23 protein-coding genes and 3 pseudogenes are annotated in these 25,789 nt (G+C 70.9%); 22 read left to right on the forward strand and 4 right to left on the reverse strand.

All coding sequences use genetic code 11. The features are described 5' to 3' along the window. Window positions 1–132: 132 nt before the first annotated feature. The gene (locus E0500_RS34350) at window positions 133–1,935 is read right to left on the reverse strand and encodes a glycoside hydrolase family 15 protein (RefSeq protein WP_131558868.1); all 1,803 of its coding nucleotides are present in this window, start codon (window positions 1,933–1,935) and stop codon (window positions 133–135) included. 537 nt (window positions 1,936–2,472) lie between these two features. Between E0500_RS34350 and E0500_RS34355 the strand changes: the two genes are divergently transcribed. The 12 genes from E0500_RS34355 to E0500_RS34410 all read left to right on the forward strand — a co-directional run bounded on the left by E0500_RS34355 (window position 2,473) and on the right by E0500_RS34410 (window position 16,402). Next, window positions 2,473–4,137, forward strand: a complete 1,665-nt coding sequence (locus tag E0500_RS34355; protein WP_131558870.1) for a CTP synthase — start codon at window positions 2,473–2,475, stop codon at window positions 4,135–4,137. 94 nt (window positions 4,138–4,231) lie between these two features. Next, window positions 4,232–4,858, forward strand: coding sequence for an NUDIX hydrolase (locus E0500_RS34360; RefSeq protein ID WP_131558872.1), 627 nt, complete (start codon window positions 4,232–4,234; stop codon window positions 4,856–4,858). 194 nt (window positions 4,859–5,052) lie between these two features. Beyond that, entirely contained in the window at window positions 5,053–7,188 is a 2,136-nt protein-coding gene (locus E0500_RS34365) for a tetratricopeptide repeat protein (RefSeq protein ID WP_131558874.1), read from the forward strand. Window positions 7,189–7,353: 165 nt separating this feature from the next. Further along, window positions 7,354–8,478 carry an alanine dehydrogenase gene (gene ald, locus E0500_RS34370; protein ID WP_165934851.1) on the forward strand — a complete coding sequence of 375 codons (1,125 nt, stop codon included), beginning with the start codon at window positions 7,354–7,356 and terminating at the stop codon, window positions 8,476–8,478. Window positions 8,479–8,941: 463 nt separating this feature from the next. Further along, window positions 8,942–10,078, forward strand: coding sequence for a ParA family protein (locus E0500_RS34375; protein WP_131558958.1), 1,137 nt, complete (start codon window positions 8,942–8,944; stop codon window positions 10,076–10,078). Continuing rightward, window positions 10,063–10,689, forward strand: coding sequence for a hypothetical protein (locus E0500_RS34380; RefSeq protein WP_131558876.1), 627 nt, complete (start codon window positions 10,063–10,065; stop codon window positions 10,687–10,689). Before E0500_RS34375 ends, E0500_RS34380 begins: the two co-directional genes overlap by 16 nt. Before the next feature lie 57 nt (window positions 10,690–10,746). After that, window positions 10,747–11,919: a ScpA family protein gene (locus tag E0500_RS34385; RefSeq protein WP_131558878.1), complete on the forward strand. Its 1,173-nt coding sequence runs from the start codon at window positions 10,747–10,749 to the stop codon at window positions 11,917–11,919. After that, the gene (scpB, locus tag E0500_RS34390) at window positions 11,916–12,590 is read left to right on the forward strand and encodes an SMC-Scp complex subunit ScpB (protein WP_131558880.1); all 675 of its coding nucleotides are present in this window, start codon (window positions 11,916–11,918) and stop codon (window positions 12,588–12,590) included. Before E0500_RS34385 ends, scpB begins: the two co-directional genes overlap by 4 nt. Further along, the gene (locus E0500_RS34395) at window positions 12,590–13,669 is read left to right on the forward strand and encodes a pseudouridine synthase (protein WP_131558882.1); all 1,080 of its coding nucleotides are present in this window, start codon (window positions 12,590–12,592) and stop codon (window positions 13,667–13,669) included. Before scpB ends, E0500_RS34395 begins: the two co-directional genes overlap by 1 nt. A 208-nt stretch (window positions 13,670–13,877) precedes the next feature. After that, window positions 13,878–14,597: an NUDIX domain-containing protein gene (locus E0500_RS34400; RefSeq protein ID WP_131558883.1), complete on the forward strand. Its 720-nt coding sequence runs from the start codon at window positions 13,878–13,880 to the stop codon at window positions 14,595–14,597. Beyond that, complete coding sequence (locus E0500_RS34405; protein WP_131558885.1) at window positions 14,594–15,616, forward strand: ADP-ribosylglycohydrolase family protein; 1,023 nt, start codon at window positions 14,594–14,596, stop codon at window positions 15,614–15,616. The genes E0500_RS34400 and E0500_RS34405 overlap by 4 nt, the downstream gene beginning before the upstream one ends. Window positions 15,617–15,619: 3 nt before the next feature. Further along, complete coding sequence (locus E0500_RS34410) at window positions 15,620–16,402, forward strand: DNA polymerase beta superfamily protein (RefSeq protein WP_131558887.1); 783 nt, start codon at window positions 15,620–15,622, stop codon at window positions 16,400–16,402. Here E0500_RS34410 and E0500_RS34415 read toward each other — a convergent pair. Continuing rightward, on the reverse strand, window positions 16,307–17,071 hold the full coding sequence (locus E0500_RS34415; RefSeq protein ID WP_131558889.1) for a DNA polymerase beta superfamily protein: 765 nt from the start codon (window positions 17,069–17,071) through the stop codon (window positions 16,307–16,309). The genes E0500_RS34410 and E0500_RS34415 overlap by 96 nt on opposite strands. A 156-nt stretch (window positions 17,072–17,227) precedes the next feature. Here E0500_RS34415 and aroH point away from each other — a divergent pair, with 156 nt between their 5' ends. The 8 genes and pseudogenes from aroH (at window position 17,228) to der (ending at window position 22,362) form a co-directional block, all read left to right on the forward strand. Next, the gene (gene aroH, locus E0500_RS34420) at window positions 17,228–17,590 is read left to right on the forward strand and encodes a chorismate mutase (RefSeq protein ID WP_131558891.1); all 363 of its coding nucleotides are present in this window, start codon (window positions 17,228–17,230) and stop codon (window positions 17,588–17,590) included. Then, window positions 17,587–18,672 (forward strand): prephenate dehydrogenase, encoded by a 1,086-nt coding sequence (locus E0500_RS34425; protein WP_181587326.1) that lies wholly within the window; start codon window positions 17,587–17,589, stop codon window positions 18,670–18,672. Before aroH ends, E0500_RS34425 begins: the two co-directional genes overlap by 4 nt. Window positions 18,673–18,777: 105 nt before the next feature. Then, a pseudogene (locus E0500_RS44510) lies at window positions 18,778–18,897 on the forward strand (prephenate dehydrogenase); the annotation flags it as partial. Window positions 18,898–19,002: 105 nt separating this feature from the next. Beyond that, a pseudogene (locus tag E0500_RS45195) lies at window positions 19,003–19,122 on the forward strand (prephenate dehydrogenase); the annotation flags it as partial. 104 nt (window positions 19,123–19,226) lie between these two features. Beyond that, window positions 19,227–19,346: pseudogene (locus tag E0500_RS44515) on the forward strand (prephenate dehydrogenase); the annotation flags it as partial. A gap of 140 nt (window positions 19,347–19,486) precedes the next feature. Continuing rightward, window positions 19,487–20,164, forward strand: coding sequence for a (d)CMP kinase (cmk, locus tag E0500_RS34430; protein WP_131558895.1), 678 nt, complete (start codon window positions 19,487–19,489; stop codon window positions 20,162–20,164). 56 nt (window positions 20,165–20,220) lie between these two features. Then, window positions 20,221–20,808 (forward strand): 1-acyl-sn-glycerol-3-phosphate acyltransferase, encoded by a 588-nt coding sequence (locus E0500_RS34435; RefSeq protein ID WP_131558960.1) that lies wholly within the window; start codon window positions 20,221–20,223, stop codon window positions 20,806–20,808. A 75-nt stretch (window positions 20,809–20,883) separates the two neighbouring features. Beyond that, window positions 20,884–22,362: a ribosome biogenesis GTPase Der gene (gene der, locus E0500_RS34440; protein WP_131558897.1), complete on the forward strand. Its 1,479-nt coding sequence runs from the start codon at window positions 20,884–20,886 to the stop codon at window positions 22,360–22,362. An 89-nt stretch (window positions 22,363–22,451) separates the two neighbouring features. On the opposite strand, the gene E0500_RS34445 is transcribed toward der, so the two are convergent. Further along, on the reverse strand, window positions 22,452–22,871 hold the full coding sequence (locus E0500_RS34445) for a hypothetical protein (protein ID WP_181587327.1): 420 nt from the start codon (window positions 22,869–22,871) through the stop codon (window positions 22,452–22,454). Between the two features lie 149 nt (window positions 22,872–23,020). After that, window positions 23,021–23,794 carry a hypothetical protein gene (locus tag E0500_RS34450; protein WP_131558898.1) on the reverse strand — a complete coding sequence of 258 codons (774 nt, stop codon included), beginning with the start codon at window positions 23,792–23,794 and terminating at the stop codon, window positions 23,021–23,023. Window positions 23,795–24,332: 538 nt separating this feature from the next. Between E0500_RS34450 and E0500_RS34455 the strand changes: the two genes are divergently transcribed. Beyond that, complete coding sequence (locus E0500_RS34455) at window positions 24,333–24,989, forward strand: transglycosylase family protein (protein WP_131558900.1); 657 nt, start codon at window positions 24,333–24,335, stop codon at window positions 24,987–24,989. 104 nt (window positions 24,990–25,093) lie between these two features. Beyond that, window positions 25,094–25,735 carry a hypothetical protein gene (locus tag E0500_RS34460; protein ID WP_258573719.1) on the forward strand — a complete coding sequence of 214 codons (642 nt, stop codon included), beginning with the start codon at window positions 25,094–25,096 and terminating at the stop codon, window positions 25,733–25,735. The last annotated feature ends 54 nt before the right edge of the window (window positions 25,736–25,789 follow it).

Raw genomic sequence — 25,789 nt, forward strand, 5'->3', positions numbered from 1 at the left:
CCGGCCCCCCCGTCGAGTCGGGCGGACCGGTCCTGTTCGTACGGCGGACCGGTCCTGACCCGTGAGTCAGGGCGCAAGCGCTTGCTTCACGCGCCTGTCTGCGCACCGATCCGCCGCGCGCGGATGCCGGGATCAGCCCCCGTACGCGCCCGAAGCCGTCAGCCTCAGGGCCGTGTCGATCAGCGGCACATGGCTGAACGCCTGGGGGAAGTTACCGACCTGGCGCTTCAGACGCGGGTCCCACTCCTCGGCGAGCAGCCCGAGGTCGTTGCGCAGCGCCAGCAGCTTCTCGAAGAGCTTGCGGGCCTCGTCGACACGGCCGATCATCGCCAGGTCGTCCGCCATCCAGAACGAGCAGGCCAGGAACGCGCCCTCGTCGCCCGGGAGCCCGTCCACGCCCTCGTCGTCGCCCGAGGTCGGGTAGCGCAGGATGAACCCGTCCGACGTCGACAGCTCGCGCTGGATGGCCTCGATCGTGCCGATCACGCGCTTGTCGTCCGGCGGCAGGAAGCCCACCTGCGGGATCAGCAGCAGCGAGGCGTCCAGCTCCTTCGAGCCGTACGACTGAGTGAAGGTGTTGCGCTCCTTGTCGTAGCCGCGCTCGCACACGTCCCGGTGGATGTCGTCGCGCAGCTCGCGCCACTTCTCCAGCGGGCCGTCCGCGTCGCCCGACTCGATCAGCTTGATCGTGCGGTCCACGGCCACCCAGGCCATCACCTTGGAGTGCACGAAGTGGCGGCGGGGGCCGCGCACCTCCCAGATGCCCTCGTCCGGCTCGTCCCAGTGGTCCTCCAGGTAGCGGATCAGCTTGAGCTGGAGCAGGGCCGCGTAGTCGTTGCGGGCCAGACCCGTCATATGAGCCAGGTGCAGGGCCTCGGTGACCTCGCCGTACACGTCCAGCTGGAGCTGGTGCGCCGCGCCGTTGCCCACCCGGACCGGCGCCGAGTTCTCGTATCCGGGCAGCCAGTCCAGCTCGGCCTCGCCCAGCTCCCGCTCGCCCGCGATGCCGTACATGATCTGCAGGTTCTCGGGGTCGCCGGCCACGGCCCGCAGCAGCCACTCGCGCCAGGCGCGGGCCTCCTCGCGGTAGCCGGTGCGCAGCAGCGAGGACAGGGTGATCGCCGCGTCACGCAGCCATGTGTAGCGGTAGTCCCAGTTGCGGACCCCGCCGATGTGCTCCGGGAGCGAGGTGGTGGGAGCCGCCACGATGCCGCCCGTGGGGGCGTACGTCAGGGCCTTCAGGGTGATCAGCGAGCGGATCACGGCCTCGCGGTAGGGCCCGTGGTACGTACAGTGCTCCACCCACTCGCGCCAGAACTCCTCCGTCGCCTCCAGCGACTGCTCCGGCTCCGGCAGCGCCGGCGGCTCCTTGTGAGAAGGCTGCCAGGAAATGGTGAAGGCGATCTTCTCGCCCGGCGCCACCGTGAAGTCGGCGTACGTCGTCAGTGACTTGCCGTAGGTCTCGGCCGTGGTGTCGAACCACACGGAATCGGGCCCGGCGACCGCGACCGTCCGGCCCTCGTGCTTGTGCACCCACGGCACGACACGGCCGTAGGAGAAGCGCATCCGCAGCGCGGAGCGCATCGGCACGCGGCCGCTGACGCCCTCGACGATCCGGATCAGCTGCGGGGCGCCGTCGCGCGGCGGCATGAAATCGGTCACTCGGACCGTGCCGCGCGGGGTGTCCCACTCCGATTCCAGGACGAGCGAGTCCCCGCGGTAGGACCGCCGGGATGCCGACGGCGGCTCGGCGTCGGCCGCGTGGGCCGGGCCGAGACGCCAGAAACCATGCTCCTCGTTGCCGAGTAGCCCTGCGAAGACGGCATGGGAGTCGAAACGGGGCAGGCACAGCCAGTCCACCGTGCCGTCCCGGCAGACCAGCGCGGCGGTCTGCATGTCTCCGATGAGTGCGTAGTCTTCGATGCGCCCGGCCAATGTAACTCCAGTCGAACGGCCACGTCGCCCCCCGAGGGGCGGTCGCTGTGCGGTCATGGGACCCATAGGACCAGTGTCAAACGAGATCCCTGGGTTCTGTTAAAGCGTCGCTGTACAACGATGCTCAACGGAATGAAGGCGGTCGTTGCTCAACGAACTGACGAGCTCATGTGGTTCCGGAGACGGGCGGGGGTGGTGCCGTTCGCCGGCCGGGCTCGGCAGCGATGTCCGAAGAGGATACGACGCTGTACTGGTCTCTGCGTGCCGCTCTCGGCAACGTACGTGAGCCGAACGAGTGAGCAAAGGGTGACGTCATGTGACGTCGAGTGGCCTGCGTGGCGGCCCGTGCGCGGAGCGTGGCCGGAACTCGTGTCGCGCCGTCGCTGATACGCTGGTAGCCCGTGGACCGGTGGGCTCCCCAGCTTCGATGCTGCAAAACAAAGGGTCCCCCGAACCGCAGCGACGGCACCCCGGAACCCTCCGGGACGACAGCCGCCCCGCACTCCATACCGCGACCACGGGAGCCCCCTCTTGGCCATGCCGCCCAAATCCACGACGACCAAGCACATCTTCGTCACCGGGGGTGTCGCCTCCTCGCTCGGCAAGGGCCTCACCGCCTCCAGCCTCGGCATGCTGCTCAAAGCGCGGGGCCTGCGCGTCGTGATGCAGAAGCTGGACCCTTACCTGAACGTCGACCCGGGCACCATGAACCCGTTCCAGCACGGTGAGGTGTTCGTCACGAACGACGGCGCCGAGACCGACCTGGACATCGGCCACTACGAGCGCTTCCTCGACCGCGATCTGGACGGCTCCGCCAACGTCACCACCGGTCAGGTGTACTCGACGGTGATCGCCAAGGAGCGGCGCGGCGAGTACCTGGGCGACACCGTCCAGGTCATCCCGCACATCACCAACGAGATCAAGCACCGCATCCGGCGCATGGCCTCCGACGAGGTCGATGTCGTGATCACCGAGGTCGGCGGCACGGTCGGCGACATCGAGTCGCTGCCGTTCCTGGAGACCGTCCGCCAGGTCCGTCACGAGGTCGGCCGCGACAACGTCTTCGTGGTCCACATCTCGCTCCTGCCGTACATCGGTCCCTCGGGGGAGCTGAAGACGAAGCCGACCCAGCACTCGGTCGCGGCCCTGCGGAACATCGGTATCCAGCCGGACGCGATCGTGCTGCGCTGTGACCGCGAGGTGCCCACCGCGATCAAGCGCAAGATCTCGCTGATGTGCGACGTCGACGAGGCCGCCGTGGTCGCCTGCCCCGACGCCCGCTCGATCTACGACATCCCGAAGACCGTGCACGGCGAGGGCCTCGACGCCTACGTCGTCCGCAAGCTGGACCTGCCCTTCCGCGATGTGGACTGGACGACCTGGGACGACCTGCTCGACCGCGTCCACAACCCGCAGCACGAGATCAACCTGGCGCTCGTCGGCAAGTACATCGACCTGCCCGACGCCTACCTGTCCGTCACCGAGGCCCTGCGCGCCGGCGGCTTCGCCAACAAGGCCCGCGTGAAGATCAAGTGGGTCACCTCGGACGACTGCAAGACCCCCTCCGGAGCGGCCGAGCAGCTCGCCGACGTGGATGCGATCTGCATCCCCGGAGGCTTCGGCGACCGCGGCGTGTCCGGCAAGGTCGGCGCCATCCAGTACGCCCGCGAGAACCGGATCCCGCTCCTCGGCCTCTGCCTCGGCCTGCAGTGCATCGTGATCGAGGCCGCCCGGAACGTGGCCGGCATCCCGGACGCCAACTCCACCGAGTTCGACTCCGCCACCGCCCACCCGGTCATCTCCACCATGGCCGAGCAGCTCGACATCGTCGCAGGTGAGGGCGACATGGGCGGCACGATGCGGCTGGGCATGTACCCGGCGAAGCTGGCCGAGGGCTCGATCGTGCGCGAGGTCTACGGCGGCAAGGAGTACGTCGAGGAGCGGCACCGCCACCGCTACGAGGTCAACAACGCCTACCGAGCCGAGCTGGAGAAGAAGGCCGGCCTGCTGTTCTCGGGCACCTCCCCGGACGGCAAGCTCGTCGAGTACGTGGAGTACTCGCGCGACGCCCACCCCTACCTGGTCGCCACCCAGGCGCACCCCGAGCTGCGCTCGCGTCCGACGCGGCCGCACCCGCTGTTCGCCGGGCTCGTCAAGGCGGCCGTCGCGCGGCAGGAAGAAGCGCGCACCACGGGCCAGTAAGAGCGAGCCGTACGCGAGCTGTACGGTGGCCGGGGTGAGCGTCCCGCGGGACGCTCACCCCGGCTTCTTTGCACGTGTGGGAGGACAAGTCGACATGGCCATCAAGGACACCGCCGAGGAGTGGGAGGTCAGGGCGACCGACACGCCCTTCGTCGGCAACAAGACCTCCGTGCGCACCGACGACGTGGTCATGCCGGACGGATCGGTCGTCCACCGCGACTACCAGGTCCACCCCGGCTCCGTCGCCGTACTCGCCCTCGACGACACCGACCGTGTCCTGGTCATCCGCCAGTACCGCCACCCCGTGCGCCAGAAGCTGTGGGAGATCCCCGCCGGGCTCCTGGACGTCCCCGGCGAGAACCCGCTGCACGCCGCCCAGCGCGAGCTGTACGAGGAGGCGCACGTCAAGGCCGAGGACTGGCGCGTCCTCACCGATGTCTACACCACGCCCGGCGGCTGCGACGAGGCCGTGCGGATCTTCCTCGCCCGCGGCCTCTCCGAGGCCGACGGCCGGCGCTTCGAGGTCGAGGACGAGGAGGCCGACATGGAGCTGGCCCGTGTCCCCGTCGACGAGCTCGTACGGGGCGTCCTGGCCGGTGACCTGCACAACAACTGCCTGGTCGTCGGCGTCCTCTCCCTGGTCGCGGCCCTGAGCGGCGACGGGCTCGACGCGCTGCGCCCCGCTGAGGCCCCGTGGCCGGCCCGGCCGTTCGAGCGCTGAGAGGGGCCTCAGGGCCCCGCGTGCGGGCTTCACACCGGTCCGACACCGCCGGTCCTACGATCGCCTGATCCGATCGGGGGACGCCTCCGCCGTGCTCTGCCGGGATCGTTGCAGAGCGTGAACTAGGCTCTGCAGCACGCCCGCACCGGAGTCCCGGCGGGCCTTGTGCGTGCAGTGGGACGGGAGCGTGACCCGTGACGGATCAGGCGGTCGACACGGAGAGCACCGAGGTGTCCGGAACCGAACAGCCCCCGGCTGTCGACGACACCCCCACGGACCGTCAGTTTCTCGGCCGCGAGCGCGAGTTGAAGGAACTGCGCGCCGACATCGAGAGTGCCGGTCTCGAAACCCTCTCCGGCCGCAAAGCGCCACGCGCGCGCGTACTCCTCATCGCGGGCCGCCCCGGCTACGGCCGCACCGCGCTCGCCGAGGAGCTCGCACGACAGGTCGCCGAGAGTTACCCCGACGGCGTGCTCCGCGCGCGCCTCACGGAGCCCGACGGCACCCGCGTACCGATCGAGCGCGCGGCCCGCGAGCTGCTCTCCGCGCTGGACCTGCCCTCCCCGCCCGGCGCGGCCGAGGACGACCTCAGCGCGGCGCTGCGCGACGCCCTCGCCGACCGGCGGGTGCTGCTCCTGCTGGACGACGCGGCCGACGCCGAGCAGGTCGACGCGCTGCTCCCGGACAACCCCGACTGCCTGGTCGTCGCGGTGTCCGGAGGGCCGCTGACCGGCATCTCCGACGTCCGCCCGTGCACCCTGGGCGGTCTGGACACCAAGTCCGCGGTGGAACTGCTCAGCCGCTTCACCGGATCCGTGCGCGTCACCGTCGACCCGCGCGCCGCCGAGGAACTGGTCCTGGAGTGCACCGGCCAGCCCGCCGCGCTGATGCTCGCCGGGGGCTGGCTCGCCGCCCGCCCCAAGGCCGCCGTGGCCGACCTGGCCAGGCACCTGAACGTCGCGGACGAGGAGGGCCCGCCACTCGCCCGTGTCTTCCGGCTCGCGTACGGCTCCCTGCTCAGCCCCGCCGCCCGGATACTGCGACTGCTCTCGCTCGCCCCGGCGGGCCTCGTCGACCCGCACACCGCGTCCGCGCTGGCCGGCTGCTCGGTCGGCGCCGCCCGCACCACGCTGGACGACTTCGTGGCGCTCGGCTTCCTCCACGCGGTCGACTCGCCGCTGCCGCAGTACGAGGTGCCCGGCTGTCTGCAGCCCATGCTGCGCGCCCTCGCCGAGAGCCAGGACCGCCCGGCCGAGCTCCAGCTGGCCCGCGCCCGGATGCTGGAGCGCGCCCTGCGCCTTCTGCAGTCCTGCCGCACCATCACCGAGACCGACAGTTCGCAGGCCCGCGAGAAGCTCCAGGAGATGCCCCGTGCCCTGCGCTTCCCCACGCCCCGGGCCGCCGAGGACTGGCTGCGCATCCGCCGGCCCGCGCTGCTGGCCGCGGCCCGGCTCGCGGTCGCCGACGGGGAGCTGGACACGCTCGCCCGGCGCCTGATGTCCCAGCTGGTGCGCACGATGGTCGCCCACTTCGGCACCCAGGCCGCCGCCCCCGATCTGTACGGCATCCACCGGCTCGTCCTCGACGTCGCCGAGCGCCGGAAGCTGCCCCGGGAGAAGGCCGCCGCCCTGCTGAACCTCGCCGACCTGGACGCCCGCACCGGCCGTACGAACGAGGCACTCGCCCGCTACCGGGCCGCGCTGGACGCCGGACGGGAAGCGAACGACCCGTATGCGACCGGCCGCGCGATGGAATCCGTAGGGGGTGCCCACCAGGAGCTCGGGGACTACGAGCGGGCCGCCGACTGGTACGGCAGGGCGCTCGCCCAGCGGCTCGCCCGCGACGAGCGCGCCGACGCGGCCCGGCTCTACGGCCGTATCGCCGGCACGCACACCTGCGTGGGCCGCTACAGCGAGGCGCTGCGCACCTGGTCCTCGGCCCTCACCGGCTACCGCAGGCTCGGCGACATGGGCGGCCAGGCGAGGGCGCTGAGCGAGATGGGGCGCGTCCAGGAGTACGCGGGACGGTTCGAGGAGTCGCTGGCCATCTGCCAGGAGGCCCTGGAGTGGGCGCGCCGCGCCGAGGACACGCGGTTGCAGGCCGCGCTGCACGTCCGGCTCGCCGACACGCTGGAGAGGCTCGGGGACCCGGCGGCGGCCCGGCTGCACCGGGGGGCGGCCGAGCGCATGCTGGGAGACGAACTCGACCGGCTCGACGAACTCCACGCACGCCACGGAATCCACGAGGGCGAAGCCCGCGCCGCGGACGAGACCGAGACGGAACACCGCGCTAACACCTGCGAAATCCGTAGCGGATCGGCTGGAGCTTGATGCATTGGAAGGCTAGACAGCAGGGAAGCCTTCATTAAACTGGGTTCGCCGCCGGTTCCCTGCGGTGTCTCCCGGTGCGCTCCGATGCGTACGGGTATGTCCTGCATTACCTGAGTACGCGTCGCCCCCTGCGCGCGTGCGCCACACCCCTCTGAGCCAAGGACCGTGATCGACGTGAAGGTCGGCATCCCCCGCGAGGTCAAGAACAACGAGTTCCGGGTGGCCATCACCCCCGCCGGCGTGCACGAACTGGTGCGCCACGGCCATCAGGTCGTCGTCGAGCGGAACGCCGGTGTCGGCTCGTCGATCACGGACGACGAGTACGTCGCCGCCGGTGCCGCGATCCTGGAGACCGCCGACGAGGTGTGGGCCACCGCCGACCTGCTGCTCAAGGTCAAGGAGCCCGTCGCCGAGGAGTACCACCGCCTCCGCAAGGACCAGACGCTCTTCACGTACCTTCACCTGGCCGCCTCCAAGGAGTGCACGGACGCCCTCCTGGAGTCGGGGACGACCGCGATCGCGTACGAGACCGTCGAGCTGCCGGGCCGCGCGCTGCCGCTGCTCGCCCCCATGTCCGAGGTCGCGGGCCGGCTGGCCCCGCAGGTCGGCGCCTACCACCTCATGCGCGCGGGCGGCGGTCGCGGCGTGCTGCCCGGCGGCGTCCCGGGCGTGCCGGCCGGCCGGGCCGTCGTCATCGGCGGCGGCGTGTCGGGCTGGAACGCCGCCCAGATCGCCATCGGCATGGGCTTCCACGTGACCCTGCTCGACAAGGACATCAACAAGCTCAAGGAGGCGGACAAGGTCTTCGGTACGAAGATCCAGACCGTCGTCTCCAACGCCTTCGAGCTGGAGAAGGCCTGTCTGGAGGCCGACCTCGTCATCGGCGCCGTCCTCATCCCGGGCGCCAAGGCCCCCAAGCTGGTCACCAACGAGCTCGTCTCCCGGATGAAGCCGGGAAGTGTCCTTGTCGACATCGCGATCGACCAGGGCGGCTGCTTCGAGGACTCGCGCCCCACGACCCACGCCGAACCGACCTTCACGGTCCACGAGTCGGTCTTCTACTGCGTCGCCAACATGCCGGGTGCGGTGCCCAACACGTCCACGTACGCGCTCACCAACGCCACGCTGCCGTACATCGTGGAGCTCGCCGACCGAGGCTGGGTCGAGGCGCTGCGCCGTGACCCCGCGCTGGCCAAGGGCCTCAACACCCATGACGGCAAGGTCGTTTACCGCGAGGTCGCTGAGGCGCACGGCCTGGAGTGCGTCGAACTGGAGTCGCTGCTCGGCTAGAGCGCCGACGTGTCCCGGACCAGCGCCGGACGGCGCCGGACCTGTTCCGCATCTGCTCCGGACTGCTCCGAGTCGACTTGCCGACGGAAAAAGGCGATACGTCAACACGACTCGTCAACAGCGCACTTCCGGCCGGACCTGGCCTGATGAGGTCCGGCCGGAAGTGTGTATGTTCACCTCACAATGCGTGGTCAACTCGCCTCGAACGTAACCCTTCAACCGATTCGCGCAACGGTGAAACCTGCCGTGCGACGGCCGTACGCCCTTGACAGGGGGATGTTTCATTGCCGACACATCGGGCCGGGTCCGGCGGATTGTGTTGCTGCGAACCGCCGACACGCCATAGAGTCGCCAACCGTCGGCATGGTGCCACGCTGACCTATCTAGAAGTTCCCTGGTCACCAAGGAGGTAAGACGACTTGTGAATGAGTCGACATTTACTCCCGGGGGTGGTCAACCAGGAATCCCTGCGCAGGGTCATCGGCCCACGGGGCTTCAGGCTGTCGGCTCCGTAGCTGTGCGCACCTTCGCAGCCCACCGGAGTCACCCAAGTCCAGGGGTGACTCAGACAGCACACATGAGCATGGATGGCCATCACGTGAACGCCATGGCCGGCGACGGAAGTGGCGAGATCCGCAACCACTTCGCCGACTACGACGAACTGCCCGAGGGGCACTTCTACGACCCCGACGCCGAGTACGAGCCCGATCCGGAGTACGCGGCCACGCTCGCGCCCGACGCGGCCCGACAGCGCCGTGAGCGCATCGGCCCGACCGGGCGCCCGCTGCCGTACTTCCCGATCCCGGGCCCGCTGACCGACCACGGCCCCGCGAAGATCATCGCGATGTGCAACCAGAAGGGCGGCGTCGGCAAGACGACGTCGACCATCAACCTGGGCGCCGCGCTCGCGGAGTACGGACGGCGTGTCCTGCTGGTCGACTTCGACCCGCAGGGAGCGCTCTCGGTCGGCCTCGGCGTGAACCCGATGGAGCTCGACCTCACCGTCTACAACCTGCTCATGGAGCGGGGTATGGCGGCCGACGAGGTCCTGCTGAAGACCGCGGTCCCCAACATGGACCTGCTGCCGAGCAACATCGACCTGTCGGCCGCCGAGGTCCAGCTGGTGAGCGAGGTCGCGCGCGAGTCGACGCTGCAGCGCGCCCTGAAGCCGCTCATGGCGGACTACGACTACATCGTGATCGACTGCCAGCCCTCGCTGGGTCTGCTCACGGTGAACGCGTTGACGGCCGCGCACAAGGTGATCGTCCCTCTGGAGTGCGAGTTCTTCGCCCTCCGAGGTGTGGCGCTGCTGACCGAGACCATCGAGAAGGTCCAGGAGCGGCTCAACCCGGAGCTGGAGCTCGACGGGATCCTCGCCACGATGTACGACTCGCGCACCGTGCACAGCCGCGAGGTGCTCGCGCGTGTCGTCGAGGCGTTCGACGATCACGTCTACCACACGGTCATCGGGCGCACGGTCCGCTTCCCGGAGACCACGGTCGCCGGTGAGCCGATCACCACGTACGCCTCCAACTCCGTCGGTGCCGCCGCCTATCGCCAGCTCGCCAGGGAGGTGCTCGCCCGGTGTCACGCCGAGTGAGTCTGCCGGGGGCCGACGAACTGTTCCGAACGACAGGGGGGATGGCGCTCCAGGCGTCCACTCCCCGGCGCCAGGCCAACGGCGAGGCCAGGGTGCCGGCGCCGGCGGGGGAGAGCGATCCCGCCACCGCGGAGGACGCGCCGCCGTCGGTGCCCGCGCAGGGCGGTGACGGCGAGGGCGCCGAGCACGTGGCCGCGGACGCGGAGCCGGCCGACGCGGGGGAGTCCCGCAGCCGGGCGGCCGCCACGGAGGCGGAGAAGGCCGCCGGGCCCGTTCCGGGGGCGACGCGCTCGACTCGGCGGCAGCCCGGGCAAGCCGCTCAGCCCGCACAGGAAGGTTCGCCCGCGTCCGCCGCCGGTGCGTCCCGCCGCCGAGGGCGGGCCGCGGGGCGGCGGCCCAGCGGGCGCGAACGGCACGACGAGAAGATCACCGTGTACGTGTCCGCCGAGGAGCTCATGGACCTCGAACACGCCCGGCTGGTGCTCCGCGGGGAGCACGGGCTGGCGGTCGACCGGGGGCGGATCGTCCGCGAGGCGGTCGCCGTGGTGCTGGCCGACCTTGAGTCCCGCGGGGACGCGAGCATCCTCGTACGCCGGCTGCGGGGGCGATAGCCGGTCCGGAACCGGTGGTCGGCTTCGGAGGGTGGTACGCGGTAGCCTGCGACGGCTATGACCTCGTCCCATACGTCCCACTCCGGCGGTTCGGCCGGTCGTCGGCGTGCGCTGGGCCGAGGGCCCGGGGCGGGGTCCCTCAGGACGCCCCCGGAGGCCGTGGAGACCCAAACGGGTTCTGAGCCCGAGATCGCCGGGCGTCGTCACCCGGAACCCGAGGCCGTGGCCCCGTCCGGAACCGCGGAGCCCCGTCCGGACCCGGAGACCGCCGCACCCCGCCCGCAGCAGGCCGAGAGCGCCCCCGCAGAGCCGGAGCCGCCCGCCCGGCCCGAGGACACCGAGCCCGACGTCCCTCAGCCGGCCGCCGAAGACACAGGCGAATCCGGCGAACCCGCCGAGCCCGAACCCGGCCAACCCGACGACGGCATCTTCAAGGTCCGGCTCGCCAATTTCGAAGGGCCCTTCGACCTTCTCCTCCAGTTGATCTCGAAGCACAAGCTGGACGTCACCGAGGTCGCGCTGTCGAAGGTGACCGATGAGTTCATGGCGCACATCCGGGCCATGGGGCCGGACTGGGATCTCGACCAGACGACCGAGTTCCTCGTCGTGGCCGCCACGCTGCTCGATCTCAAGGCCGCGCGGCTGTTGCCGTCCGCGGAGGTCGAGGACGAGGCCGATCTCGCGTTGCTGGAGGCGCGGGACCTGCTGTTCGCGCGGCTGCTGCAGTACCGCGCGTACAAACAGATCGCCGACATCCTCAGCCACCGCCTCGACGAGGAGGCCCGGCGCTACCCCCGTACCGTAGGGCTCGAACCGCACCACGCGGAGCTGTTGCCCGAGGTCGTCATCAGCATCGGCGCGGAAGGGTTCGCGAAGCTCGCCGTGAAGGCGATGCAGCCGAAGCCGAAGCCCCAGGTGTACGTCGACCACATCCACGCGCCCCTGGTGAGTGTGCAGGAGCAGGCCGCGCTCGTCGTGGGGCGGCTCAGGGAGCTCAAAGAGGCCACCTTCCGGGTGCTCGTCGCCGACACCGACGACACCCTCACCGTCGTCGCCCGGTTCTTGGCCCTGCTGGAGCTGTACCGCGAGAAGGCCGTGGCGCTGGAGCAGGAGACCGCCCTCGGGGAGCTGCTCGTGCGGTGGACCGGGGGCGAGGGGGACGGGACGCCGCTGGTGACCGACGAGTTCGACCGACCGCCCGAGCAGCCCGAGGAGGAGAGGAAGACGTGAGCGAGGAGATCACCGAGGCGCCGGCCGGTCATCGGAACGTCGCCGATCTCGACCTCAAGCCCGCTCTGGAGGCCGTCCTCATGGTCGTGGACGAGCCCGCCACCGAGGAGCACCTGGCGAAGATCCTCGATCGGCCCCGGCGGCAGATCGAGAAGGCGTTGCGGGAGCTGGCCGACGACTACACCGTGCAGGGACGGGGGTTCGAGCTGCGGTTCGTGGCCGGGGGCTGGAGGTTCTACACGCGGGGTGAGTATGCCGCCGCCGTCGAGCGTTTCGTCCTCGACGGGCAGCAGGCGCGGCTCACGCAGGCCGCGCTGGAGACGTTGGCCGTGGTCGCGTACCGGCAGCCGGTCAGCCGTTCCCGGGTCTCCGCCGTGCGCGGCGTGAACTGTGACGGGGTCATGCGCACCCTCCTCCAGCGCGGACTGGTCGAGGAGGCGGGCGCGGAACCCGAGACAGGTGCGATCCTGTACAGGACGACGAACTACTTCCTGGAGCGGATGGGCCTGCGCGGTCTGGACGAGCTCCCGGAGCTCGCGCCCTTCCTCCCGGAGGCGGAGGCGATCGAGGCCGAGACCCAGGAAGCCGTACCGTCCTTCGATCCGGACGCCCCGGACGCGGACGACGGTCCGGCGACGGACATGCCGAAAACGACGACGACGGAATTTTGATGCGAAGCAGCGGTAGCGGTAAGAGCGACGGGCGCGGTAACTACCGCGGTGCCGGCAACAACAGGGACCAGAAGCAGGGGCAGGGCCGCCCCCGCAAGCCCCGCCCGGAGGAGCGCCGCTACGACGTCGGCCCCGGTGCCACCCAGGACGGACCGAAGGCGGGGCGCGGTGGCTCCGCGCGCGGCGGTGCCAAGGGCGGGCCCAAGAAGCCACAGCAGGGCGAGCGGCAGGGCGGGCGCGGGCGTACGGCCCCCGCACGCTCCCGTGAGTACGACGCGCGCGCCGAGGAGCGCAACCGCGAGCGGTACGCGGGCAAGGAAGCCGTCAAGCTGCCCAAGACCTTCCCCGGCGCCGAGCAGGAGGGCGAGCGGCTGCAGAAGGTGCTCGCACGGGCCGGTTACGGCTCGCGGCGTGCCTGCGAGGAGCTGATCGAGCAGGCGCGGGTCGAGGTCAACGGCGAGATCGTGGTCGAGCAGGGCCTGCGGGTCGACCCCGAGAAGGACGAGATCAAGGTCGACGGGCTCACCGTGGCCACGCAGTCGTACCAGTTCTTCTCGCTGAACAAACCCGTCGGAGTCGTCTCCTCGATGGAGGACCCGGAGGGGCGGCAGTGCCTCGGTGACTACGTCACGAACCGCGAGACCCGGCTCTTCCACGTCGGTCGCCTCGACGCCGAGACCGAGGGCGTCATCCTGCTCACCAACCACGGGGAGCTGGCGAACCGGCTGACCCACCCCCGGTACGGCGTGAAGAAGACCTACCTGGCGCACATCGTGGGCCCGATCCCGCGCGACCTGGGCAAGCGCCTGAAGGACGGCATCCAGCTGGAGGACGGGTACGCGCGCGCGGACCACTTCCGGGTGGTCGAGCAGACCGGCAAGAACTACCTCGTGGAGGTCACCCTGCACGAGGGCCGCAAGCACATCGTGCGCCGCATGCTCGCCGAGGCCGGCTTCCCGGTCGACAAGCTCGTGCGCACCGCTTTCGGGCCGATCACCCTCGGCGACCAGAAGTCGGGCTGGCTGCGACGGCTGTCCAACACCGAGGTCGGGATGTTGATGCGTGAGGTCGACCTGTAGATCCGTCTACAGGTCCGTGAAGATCCACGGCACCTCTTCGTGACGCTTCGAAGCGGCCGGGCCCGGATGACTCGGGTCCGGCCGCTTCGTCATGTCTCGTTTCTTTGCCGCCAACGGGTTGTCGGCACCCTCCGGACTCTTTATAGTCGTAGTGACTATTGGTCATGGTGACCATTAAGAGCGACCGATCAAGAGGGGTAGGTGGACCATGAACGGTTACGACAAGTACGCCTACGAACCCTTCGCCGTCACCGCCGACCTGGCGGTCCTCACCGTCCGGGCCGGCACGCTCCAGGTGCTGCTCGTCGAGCGCGGGCAGGAGCCGTACGCGGGCCACTGGGCACTGCCCGGAGGGTTCGTGCTGCCGCACGAGTCCGCGGAGACGGCCGCCCGGCGTGAACTCGCCGAGGAGACCGGCCTGGAGGACGTCTCCGAACTCCACCTGGAGCAACTGCGGACGTACAGCGAACCCGACCGGGACCCGAGGATGCGGGTCGTCACCGTCGCGTTCGCCGCGCTGCTGCCGCACCCGCCCGAACCGCACGGCGGCGGTGACGCGGCACAGGCCCGGTGGCTGCCGTACGACACCGCCGGCCCGCTCGCCTTCGACCACGACCGGATCCTCGCCGACGCCCACGAACGCGTCGGCGCCAAGCTCGAGTACAGCTGTCTCGCCACGTCCTTCTGCCCACCCGAGTTCACGCTCGGCGAGTTGCAGCAGGTCTACGAGACCGTGTGGGGCACCGCCCTCGACCGGCCCAACTTCCGGCGCAAGGTGCTGAGTACGCCGGGCTTCGTCGAGCCGGTGCCCGGCGCCGCGCGCCTGACCGGGGGCCGCGGCAAACCCGCCGCGCTCTACCGCGCGGGCGACGCCACCACCCTGCACCCGCCTCTGTTGCGACCCACGCCCGAAGGACGGCCCTCATGACCACGACCCTGCTCGCCAAGCGCGCCGCCACCGGATCCCTGCTCGGCCTCGCCCTCGGCGACGCGCTCGGCTTCCCCACCGAGTTCAACGACGTCCCGTCGATCCTCGCCAAGTGCGGACCCTGGCGGGAGATGGAGCTCCCGAAGCCCGCGTTCGTCACGGACGACACCCAGATGACCCTGGCTCTCGGACGGGCGCTGCGCACCGCGATGGACCGCGGCCCGCTCGGCCCCGAAACCCTGGAGCGGGCCGCCCGCGCCGAGTACGTCGCCTGGTCCCGCTCGCCGGAGAACAACCGCGCCCCCGGCCGCACCTGCCTGGTCGCCTGCGACCTGCTCGCCAAGGAGCGCCGCCCCTGGCAGGACGCCAGCCAGATCCACTCCAAGGGCTGCGGGGCCAACATGCGGGTCGCCCCGCTCGGGCTCGTCCCCCGGCTGAGCGACGAACAGCGCGCGGGCGCCGCCCAGTTGCAGGCCGCACTCACCCACGGGCACCCCACGGCGCTCACCGCCGCCGACCTCACCGCACACGCGGTACGGCTCCTCGCCCAGGGCGTCGAACCGCTGGCCCTGGTCGACCGGTTGAGGTCGTACGCGTACGAGAACCGCGGCCGCTACCACACGCGCTGGCTCGGCGACCTCTGGCGCTACAGCCAGGACTCCTCGCCCGAGGTTTTCATTGCCCGCGGCTGGGACGAATGCCTGAACGCCCTCGACCGGCTCCAGCAGGCCCTGAGCCACCCGTCACCCGAGACCGACCCCTGCCTGGCCACGGGTGAGGGCTGGATCGCCGAGGAGGCGCTCTCCGCCGGCCTGCTCTGCTTCCTGCTCTTCCCCGACGAACCCGTCACGGCCCTGCGCCGCGCAGCCTGCTCCTCGGGCGACTCGGACTCCATCGCCTGCCTCGCCGGCGCCTTCGCGGGCGCGTACCTCGGCCCGGCGGCCTGGCCGACGGAGTGGGCCGACCGCATCGAGTACCAGGGCGACCTCGTGTCGCTGGGGGCGCTCTGGGACGCTTGAGGCGTGACTGAGACACCTGGGGCAGCGACTCTCGACATCGACCTCGCGCCGGTGGTCGCCGAACAGCCCGACCAACTGCTGTTCGCGACTGTCTCCGGAGCGCACCTGTACGGCTTCCCGTCGCGCGACTCGGACGTCGACCTCAGGGGCGTCCACCTGCTGCCGACTGCTGAACTGGTCGGGCTGCGCGAGCCGGAGGAGACCCGTTCCAGGATGTGGGACCGGGACGGCGTCGAGCTGGACCTCGTCACGCACGACCTGCGCAAGTTCGTCCGGCTGATGCTGCGCCGCAACGGCTACGTGCTGGAGCAACTGCTCTCCCCGCTGGTCGTGCACACCACCGACGCCCACCGGGAGCTGGCCGCCCTGGCCCCCGAGGTCCTCACCCGGCACCATGCCCACCACTACAGGGGCTTCGCGGCCACCCAGTGGCGGCTCTTCCAGAAGACCGGCGAACTCAAGCCGCTGCTCTACACGTTCCGCGTACTGCTCACCGGGATCCACCTGATGCGCAGCGGCGAGGTCCAGGCCCATCTGCCCACGCTGGCGGGGGAGGCCGACGCGCCCGCGTACCTGCCGGACCTCGTCGCCGCCAAGGCCGAACACGAGCACGGGGCCGCCGACGTCGACCACGCGCGCGTGGAGCGCGACGTGGAGCGGCTGCACGGCGTGCTGGACGAGGCGCAGGCCCTATCCGCGCTGGCGGACGCCCCCGCCGCGTACGACGCCCTGCACGACCTCGTCGTACGGGTCCGGCTCAGGGGCGCGGACGGCTTCGAGGGCTGAGGCGTGGCGGGTCCGTACGAGGAAGTCCTCCACGCGGGCCCAGTCCGGCTCCGGCGGCAGCGGGGAGCGGGTCGCCGCCTCGTCCGCCTCCGCCGCCAGCCGGGTCATCCGGGACTCCACCTCGGACCAGGGCACCTCACCGTGCTTGACCGCGAGGAGCGGTGTGCGCAGCTCGCCCACGTCGAGGGTGAGTTCGCCCGAGCGCAGGAGGTCACGGCAACTCGTCAGGAGGCGCAGCAGGTGCATCGCGTGCTTCCAGCGCGGTGCGCCGTGCTTGCGGACGTCCGCTTCGAGCTTCCTGCGCTGGGCGAGGGCATAGCGCACGAACGTGTCGTGGACCTGCCGGGACAGAAATGCCCCGCGCAGGGACAGGAGTTCACGGCCCGTGTCGTCGACGTGCTCCACCAGCGGTGAGTGCAGGCATTCCAGGATGTTCGGGTTGGCGCGCAGCGCGAGGTAGCAGAAACGCTCAAGTTCCCAGCTGAACTGTTCCTCCGCCGGGCCCTCCACATGCGTCGGCGGCTTCTCGAAGCGCCAGTACAGGGGAGTGGGGGCGAGGAAGACGCCCCTGCGGTCGGTGTCGCTGTCGTCCGTGGCCAGGCCGAAGGCGCGCGACCCCATGACACAGGCGTAGATCGTGTGGTCGCGGACCAGGGCCTCGGACTGCATGCCCGGGAGCGTACGGGGTGGATCACGCCTGGCGAACCGAATTTCCCGGTGCCTCACGGCAGCCGTCTCGGCAGGCGGGCGCCGCGCACCGGTGCGTTCCGGGCTGACTACGCTTGGGTGACGAGTCGTGTACGTACATCAGCGAGGAGCACAGCCGTGCCGGTACGAGCGGTCCGGGGCGCCGTCCAACTGGAGCGGGACGAGGCCGGGCACATGGACGAGCAGGTCAGCGAGCTGCTCACGGCCATCCTGCAGCGGAACGAGCTCACCGCGGACGACCTGATCAGCATCTGGTTCACGGCGACCCCCGACCTGCACAGCGACTTCCCGGCGGCCGCCGCCCGCAAGCTCGGCATCGTCGACGTCCCGCTGATATGCGCGCAGGAACTGGAGGTGAAGGGCGCGATGCCCCGGGTCGTACGGGTCCTCGCGCACATCGAGTCCGACCGGCCGCGCGCGGAGATCGCGCACGTCTACCTCGGCGCCGCGGCCGCACTCCGCAAGGACATCGCCCAGTGAGAACCGCACTCGTCATCGGGACCGGGCTGATCGGCACCTCGGCGGCCCTGGCACTGACCCAGCGCGGGGTGACCGTCCACCTCACCGACCACGATCCGGAGCAGGCCCGTACGGCCGCCGCGCTCGGCGCGGGCACCGACGAGGCGCCCGACGGGCCCGTCGACCTCGCGATCGTGGCCGCGCCGCCCGCGCACGTCGCCGCGACGCTGGCAGACGCCATGCGGCGCGGTCTCGCCCGCGGCTACCTCGACGTGGCCTCCGTCAAGGGCGGCCCGCGCCGCGAGCTGGAGGCCCTCGGCCTCGACCTCACCGCGTACATCGGCACGCACCCCATGTCGGGCCGCGAGAAGTCGGGCCCCCTGGCGGCCACCGGCGACCTCTTCGAGGGCCGCCCCTGGGTGCTCACGCCCACCCGGGACACCGACACCGAGGTCCTGAACCTCGCCCTGGAGCTGGTCTCGCACTGCCGTGCCGTGCCGGTCGTCATGGACGCCGACGCCCACGACCGCGCGGTCGCCCTGGTCTCCCACATGCCGCACCTGGTGTCGAGCATGGTCGCCGCGCGTCTGGAGCACGCCGAGGAGTCCGCCGTCCGGCTCTCCGGCGGAGGCATCCGCGACGTGACCCGCATCGCGGCCTCCGACCCCCGTATGTGGATCGACATCCTCTCCGCGAACCCCGGACCGGTGGCCGACCTGCTCAGCGAGTTCGCCGCCGACCTCGACGAGACCGTCCGCGCCCTGCGCGCCCTGCAGTCCTCCGACGAGGCCAAGCGCCGTGAGGGCACCACCGGCATCGAGGACGTCCTGCGCCGCGGCAACGCCGGCCAGATCAGGGTGCCCGGCAAGCACGGTTCCGCTCCCCGGGTCTACGAGGTCGTGGCAGTACTGATCGACGACCAGCCGGGCCAGCTGGCCCGCATCTTCGCCGACGCGGGCATGGCCGGGGTCAACATCGAGGACGTACGAATCGAGCACGCGACGGGGCAGCAGGCCGGTCTGGTGCAGTTGATGGTGGAGCCGAGGGCGGTGCCGGTGTTGGCGGGGGCGTTGCGGGAGCGGGGGTGGGCACTCCGGCAGTAGTGCGGGGTGCCTCGATGCCGGCGGTCGGAAGCCGCCGCAGCCGTCCCGATGCCTGGGAGGCGCCCTTGGCGCCGAGCGGTGCGAGGGCGGCGTTGAGGATTGGTCGTACGGATCGAGCACGCGACGGGGCAGCAGGCCGGTCTGGTGCAGTTGATGGTGGAGCCGAGGGCGGTGCCGGTGTTGGCGGGGGCGTTGCGGGAGCGGGGGTGGGCACTCCGGCAGTAGTGCGGGGTGCCTCGATGCCGGCGGTCGGAGGCCGCCGCAGCCGTCCCGATGCCTGGGAGGCGCCCTTGGCGCCGAGCGGTGCGAGGGCGGCGTTGAGGATTGGTCGTACGGATCGAGCACGCGACGGGGCAGCAGGCCGGTCTGGTGCAGTTGATGGTGGAGCCGAGGGCGGTGCCGGTGTTGGCGGGGGCGTTGCGGGAGCGGGGGTGGGCACTCCGGCAGTAGTGGGGGTGCCTCGATGTCGGCGGTCGGAGGCCGCCGCAGCCGTCCCGAAGCCTGGGAGGCGGCCCTGGCGCCGAGCGGTGCGGGGGCGGCGTTGAGGATTGGTCGTACGGCTCGGGCACGCGACGGGGCAGCAGGCCGGTCTGGTGCAGTTGATGGTGGAGCCGAGGGCGGTGCCGGTGTTGGCGGGGGCGTTGCGGGAGCGGGGGTGGGTACTCCGGCAGTAGGGCACGCGAACGGTACGGTCGTGGGGGTCCCCGGGTACGGCCAGATGAGCGACGCGCACCCAGTACCCTTGTCCGGGGCACCTAAGCGGCGCCGCTTAGCGCCCCCTCCACCACCCCGGACCAGGAAAGGTGCCCCCACAGTGGAACGCGCCGCAGTGATTGTCGCCATCGACGGCCCCTCCGGCACGGGCAAGTCGAGCACCTCGAAGGCCGTCGCCACGCAGCTCGGGCTGAGCTACCTGGACACCGGCGCCCAGTACCGGGCGATCACCTGGTGGATGGTGAACAACGGGATCGACATGGACGACCCCTCGGCGATCGCCGCCGTGGCCGGCAAGGCGGAGATCGTCTCCGGGACCGACCCGTCCGCGCCGAGCATCACCGTGGACGGGACGGATGTGGCCGGTCCGATCCGTACGCAGGAGGTCACCTCCAAGGTCAGCGCGGTCAGCGCGGTACCCGAGGTGCGTACCCGGATCACCGAGCTCCAGCGGTCGATCGCGGCCCGCGCGGAGAACGGCATCGTCGTCGAGGGCCGTGACATCGGCACCACCGTGCTGCCGGACGCCGACCTGAAGATCTTCCTCACCGCCTCTCCGGAGGCCCGCGCCGCCCGCCGCAACGGTGAGCTCAAGGGCGCCGACGTCAACGCCACCCGCGAGGCGCTGCTCAAGCGGGACGCCGCCGACTCCAGCCGCAAGACCTCGCCGCTCGCCAAGGCGGACGACGCGGTCGAGGTGGACACCTCGGACCTCACGCTCCAGCAGGTCATCGAGTGCGTGGTCACCCTCGTCGAGGAGAAGCGGGCGGGGAAGTGACCGGGGCACCTTCCGAACGCGGGGCCGAGGTCGGGCGCCGAATCGGCGTCGGCCTGATGTACGGGCTGTGGAAGCCGCGCGTGCTCGGGGCCTGGAAGGTGCCCGCGACCGGCCCGGTGATCCTCGCCGTCAACCACTCGCACAACATCGACGGCCCGATGGTCATCGGCGTGGCGCCCCGGCCGTCGCACTTCCTGGTCAAGAAGGAGGCGTTCGTCGGCCCGCTCGACCCCTTCATGCGCGCCGTCGGACAGCTGAAGGTGGACCGTTCGACCGCCGACCGCACGGCCATCACCCAGGCGCTCGGCGTCCTGGAGAACGGCGGTGTTCTCGGCATCTTCCCCGAGGGCACCCGCGGCGAGGGCGACTTCGCCTCCCTGCGCGCAGGGCTCTCGTACTTCGCGGTCCGCAGCGGCGCCCCGATCGTGCCGGTCGCGGTGCTGGGAAGTTCTGAGAAGCCAGGCCGGTTGATAAAAGCGCTGCCCCCGCTGCGCCACCGCATCGACGTCGTCTTCGGCGACCCGTTCGAGGCGGGCGACGGCAGTGGGCGGCGCACGCGCAAGGCGCTCGACGAGGCGACCGAGCGCATCCAGAAGCAGCTCTCCGCGCACCTGGAAAATGCCAGGCGGCTCACCGGCCGCTGAACCACACTTGAGTAGTGGATCACCCGCACACCGGGGCGTTCCACCGATCACCACGATGAACGAGGTACCGACTTCATGAACGACCACATCCCCTCCGACGGCTCGGGCGAGTTCGAGCACGAGCACGGAGAGCTTGGCGACGCCGAGTACGCGGAGTTCATGGAGCTCGCCGCCGAAGAGGGCTTCGACATCGAGGACGTCGAGGGCGCCATCGAGGCGGCCGGGCACGGACCGCTGCCCGTCCTCGCCGTCGTCGGCCGTCCGAACGTCGGCAAGTCGACATTGGTGAACCGCATCATCGGCCGCCGTGAGGCGGTCGTCGAGGACAAGCCGGGCGTCACCCGCGACCGCGTCACCTACGAGGCCGAGTGGGCGGGCCGCCGCTTCAAGGTCGTCGACACCGGCGGCTGGGAGCAGGACGTCATGGGCATCGACGCCTCCGTCGCCGCCCAGGCCGAGTTCGCGATCGAGGCGGCCGACGCGGTCGTGTTCGTCGTCGACGCCAAGGTCGGCGCCACGGACACCGACGAGGCCGTCGTACGGCTGCTGCGCAAGGCCGGCAAGCCCGTCGTCCTGTGCGCGAACAAGGTCGACGGCCCGAGCGGTGAGGCCGACGCGTCGTACCTGTGGTCCCTCGGGCTCGGCGAACCGCACCCGGTGTCCGCGCTGCACGGCCGCGGCACCGGCGACATGCTGGACGCCGTCCTGGAGGCGCTGCCCGAGGCACCCGCGCAGACCTTCGGCACCGGGCTCGGCGGCCCGCGCCGTATCGCCCTCATCGGCCGCCCGAACGTCGGAAAGTCCTCGCTGCTGAACAAGGTGGCGGGCGAAGAGCGCGTCGTCGTCAACGAGCTGGCGGGCACCACCCGCGACCCGGTCGACGAGCTCATCGAACTCGGCGGCGTCACCTGGAAGTTCGTCGACACGGCGGGCATCCGCAAGCGCGTCCACCTCCAGCAGGGCGCCGACTACTACGCCTCGCTGCGCACCGCGGCCGCCGTGGAGAAGGCCGAGGTCGCGGTCATCCTGATCGACGCCGCCGAGTCCATCTCCGTGCAGGACCAGCGCATCGTGACGATGGCCGTGGAGTCCGGGCGGGCGATGGTCATCGCGTACAACAAGTGGGACACCCTCGACGAGGAGCGCCGCTACTACCTGGAGCGGGAGATCGAGACCGAGTTCGGCCAGGTCGCGTGGGCGCCCCGGGTGAACGTCTCGGCGCGCACCGGGCGGCACATGGAGAAGCTGGTGCCGGCGATCGAGTCGGCCCTGGCGGGCTGGGAGACCCGGGTCCCGACGGGCCGCCTCAACGCGTTCCTCGGTGAGCTGGTCTCCGCCCACCCGCACCCGATCCGGGGCGGCAAGCAGCCGCGCATCCTCTTCGGCACCCAGGCGGGCACCAAGCCGCCGCGGTTCGTGCTCTTCGCCTCGGGCTTCATCGAGGCCGGCTACCGGCGCTTCGTCGAGCGGCGGCTGCGCGAGGAGTTCGGCTTCGAGGGGACGCCGATCCATATCTCGGTGCGGGTGCGCGAGAAGCGCGGCAAGAAGAAGTGACGTCCGCGTAACGGCGACGACGAGGAGGGCGGCCTCCTCAAGGTGCCCGGGAGATCCGGGGACCTTGAGAAGGCCGCCCTCCTCGTGTGTCAATTGCCCCGGCGTGGGCCCGGCGGCAGCGCGGCCGGGATGTGGTGCATGCCGGTGTGCCCGGTAGGCATCCGCCCGACCGGCTGCCACACGGACGTCACCGGGGCTGCGGAGTCCTGCTGCCGGGTGCCCGGCTGGGGGGCGAAGTGGCCGGTCACGTGCGGGGCCGCGCCATGGCGGCCGCCGTACGCCCCCGACTGGTACGCACCATACGAGCCGGTGCCGTGCGAGGAGTTGCCGAAGAAGGACTGGAACCCCAGGTCCTCCTCGCCGTGACGGTCGCCGGGCAGTGCCCGGTAGGACTTGACCCACTCGGCGTAGAGAGCGTCGTAGATCGGCGTGGCCGAGGGGCCCTGGGCCGGCCGCAAGGACGGACTCGGCTGGTAGGCGTGGCGGCGGGGAACGTCGTATGCGTGCACGTCTGTGCCAACGACGTCATGGCCCAACGGATGCGGCCGTTAGGCCGAATTGGAAAGGCCCCGGTCCAGCGCCCCGTCGGGGGAGCGGACCACGAACGACCCGCACGCGACCGACGAACGGACCCTTCACGGCCCCCGAAGCGGAGCGCTCACGTGCCGGCCAGTGGGAGCGTCGCCGCCACCAGCTTCCCGTTCGCCGCGGCCTTGTCGAGCGCGTCGCGCAGCAGGTCCTCGCGGGGCTGGCGGCCGATCGAGCCGACCGGGGCCGCGAACAGCAGCACCTGCTGGTGCTTGTTGGCGGCCGCGCGCCAGCTGTCGGCGACCTGGAGCGCTTGGTGGGCCTGCCACCAGGCGACCGGCCGGCCGCCGTCCGCGCCCGGCTGGAGGATGGCGTGCAGCTGTCCCATGGCGAGCAGCACGGACCAGCCGTGCAGCACCGACGGGACCGAGTCGATCCCGGTCAGCGGCATGAAGCCCTGCTCGATGAGCAGCGGCAGGAAGTCGTCGCCCGTCGTGGTCGTGCCGGGGCGGGCGATGGGGGCGGTCGGTTCGACGACGAGCGCCGGGTGCAGCTCGCCGTTGATCAGGACGAGTCCGCTGGTGACGCCGAGCACGGCCTGCTCGGGCACGGCCTTGGCGGCGCCCCCGTCGGCCGCGATGGACCGGACGGCGCCCTGCAACTGCTCCTCGGTGACCTGGACGACCTGCGAGGGCAGACAGGTGGCGTGGGCGAAGGCGAGGACGGCGGTCTCGTCGCCGATGAACAGCACGGTGCTGGTGCGCTCCTGCTCGGAGTCGCCCGGGGTGCGGCAGGACGTGCAGTCATAACTGCCGGGTGCGTTCTCTCCGGCGAGCAGCCGGTCTGCTTCTTCGTCGCCGATCTCGGCGCGTACGTCGTCGCTGACGTCGAGCATGCGCGGCACGGGTGGCTCCTCGGGATGTGATGAGGGCGACAGCCGGGTGGCTCCCGGCCCATGAGCGCGGGTGGCTCCCGGCCCATGCAAAGGACAACGGGCGATCTGTGGCCGGAGTCACGCCCGGGAGCGAACGGAATCGAACCATCCGAAGCGCAGCGTGAAACCACGGGCGGAACCTGTCACTCCACGGCAAGTGCTTTGATTTCCAAGGAAGTTACGGCGGTGAAGTGGGTCACAGATCGTCAGGAATCATGGTTGACAAATCCCGAAATCAGGCAATGAAGTGGGTGTCCGAAAATGGACGGTACCCGTGGTAACGGTGAACTGGCCTCGAACGACAGGGCGTTGCTTGATGGCAGGCCGCCGGGCTCCCTAGATTCCTCGGCCGAGTGCAACGAGCACCGCTCGGGTCGTCCGCCGGCCGCAGCACCGTCAGTTCTTCAGCACCACCGCCGGCGGACGGGGCGGAGTACGACGACCGCGTCCGTGCGTGGGGAGTCGTAGGCCGCCTTGGGGGATCCCGGGTCCTGCGAGAGGGAACTACATGTCCGCATGTGCCGACAACACCCACGACAGCACGCGCAAGACGCGAACGACGCGTACGACGGCGGTCCTCGCCGGGGCAGCACTGCTGGCCCCGCTGGGCCTCCTCGCCGCCGGCGGTAACGCCGTCGCGGCGGACAGCGGAGTCTGGGACCGCATCGCCCAGTGCGAGAGCGGAGGGAACTGGCACATCAACACCGGCAACGGCTACTACGGCGGACTCCAGTTCGCCGCGTCCACCTGGCGCGCGTACGGCGGCACGGCCTACGCGGCCACCGCCGACAAGGCCTCCAAGGCCCAGCAGATCGCGATCGCCACGAAGGTCCAGCGCGGTCAGGGGTGGGGCGCCTGGCCCACCTGTTCGGCCCGCGCCGGGGCGTCCGGCGGGGCGCCCGCCGCGCCGTCCACCGGCTCGGCGTCCGGAGAGTCCGCCAAGTCGGCCTCGCCCGCGCAGTCGTCGAAGACGCCGGCTCGCTCGTCGGGACACACCGGACGCGGCACGTCCCGCGGTGGCGACTACACGGTGAGCAGTGGTGACACGCTGAGCGGTATCGCCGCCCGGCACGGGACCACCTGGCAGCGGATCTATGCCGCCAACAGGGCCGTCATCGGTGGCGATCCCCATCTGATCGTGCCCGGGCAGCGGCTCGACATCTGAGCCAACTCCCCGTCCCGGGCACAGGGTCCCGACCGGCGAGCCGGTCGGGACCCTCGGCGTTGTCGCGAGGCCGTACCGCGACGGACGGGGTGCACGGTCCGCTGATGGAGTTGCACGATGCCCGCCGCGAGCCGACCCTGAAAGCACCGGGCGCGCACGGCCCGGACCGACAACCGGTGGTGAGCCAGATGGTTCTCGGGAGCTACCTCAGGGGGAGGAGCGGACGGCTGGGGGCACTGACCGCGGGGGCGGTCCTCGCCCTCGCCCTCACGGCGTGCGGCGACGGCGGCAAAGGCGACAGCGCCGCGTCCGTCCGTACGGCGGACAGGACCACGAGCGTCGTGGCTACGTCCAGCGCGACGCCCAGTGCGAGCCCGAGCGCGGCCCAACCGGCCGACCCCGGTGCGGCCAAGAAGGAGATCACGGCGAACTGGGAGAAGTTCTTCAACTCCCAGACGTCCAAGAAGGACCGGCAGGCCGTCCTGGAGAACGGCAGGATGATGGGGCCGGTCCTCGACGCCCTCAGCCGCGTCGAGCGCGGACGGCAGATCTCGGCGAAGGTCACGAAGGTCGAGTTCACCTCGGCGACCGACGCGAAAGTGACGTACTCGCTGCTCATGAAGGGTGCCACCGTCCTGCCGAACGCGAAGGGCACCGCGGTCGAGCAGAACGGCACCTGGAAGGTGTCCGTCAAAACGCTGTGCGGACTGATCAAGCTCGGCCATCGGTCGGTCCCGGGCTGCTGAGTGCTTCGCCGGTCGAAAGGTTCCCCGTATCGCCTACCGATCGGGCAACCGTTC

The sequence above is a fragment of the Streptomyces sp. KM273126 genome, from assembly GCF_004337435.2.
Taxonomy (GTDB): domain Bacteria; phylum Actinomycetota; class Actinomycetes; order Streptomycetales; family Streptomycetaceae; genus Streptomyces; species Streptomyces acidicola.

Coding starts and splice junctions, on each gene's coding strand:
- E0500_RS34355 (WP_131558870.1), top strand. CDS start 2,473: ATGCCGCCCAAATCCACGACGACCAAGCACATCTTCGTCACCGGGGGT.
- E0500_RS34360 (WP_131558872.1), top strand. CDS start 4,232: ATGGCCATCAAGGACACCGCCGAGGAGTGGGAGGTCAGGGCGACCGAC.
- E0500_RS34385 (WP_131558878.1), top strand. CDS start 10,747: ATGACCTCGTCCCATACGTCCCACTCCGGCGGTTCGGCCGGTCGTCGG.
- E0500_RS34395 (WP_131558882.1), top strand. CDS start 12,590: ATGCGAAGCAGCGGTAGCGGTAAGAGCGACGGGCGCGGTAACTACCGC.
- E0500_RS34400 (WP_131558883.1), top strand. CDS start 13,878: ATGAACGGTTACGACAAGTACGCCTACGAACCCTTCGCCGTCACCGCC.
- E0500_RS34405 (WP_131558885.1), top strand. CDS start 14,594: ATGACCACGACCCTGCTCGCCAAGCGCGCCGCCACCGGATCCCTGCTC.
- E0500_RS34415 (WP_131558889.1), bottom strand. CDS start 17,071: ATGCAGTCCGAGGCCCTGGTCCGCGACCACACGATCTACGCCTGTGTC.
- E0500_RS34435 (WP_131558960.1), top strand. CDS start 20,221: ATGTACGGGCTGTGGAAGCCGCGCGTGCTCGGGGCCTGGAAGGTGCCC.
- der (WP_131558897.1), top strand. CDS start 20,884: ATGAACGACCACATCCCCTCCGACGGCTCGGGCGAGTTCGAGCACGAG.
- E0500_RS34455 (WP_131558900.1), top strand. CDS start 24,333: ATGTCCGCATGTGCCGACAACACCCACGACAGCACGCGCAAGACGCGA.
- E0500_RS34460 (WP_258573719.1), top strand. CDS start 25,094: ATGGAGTTGCACGATGCCCGCCGCGAGCCGACCCTGAAAGCACCGGGC.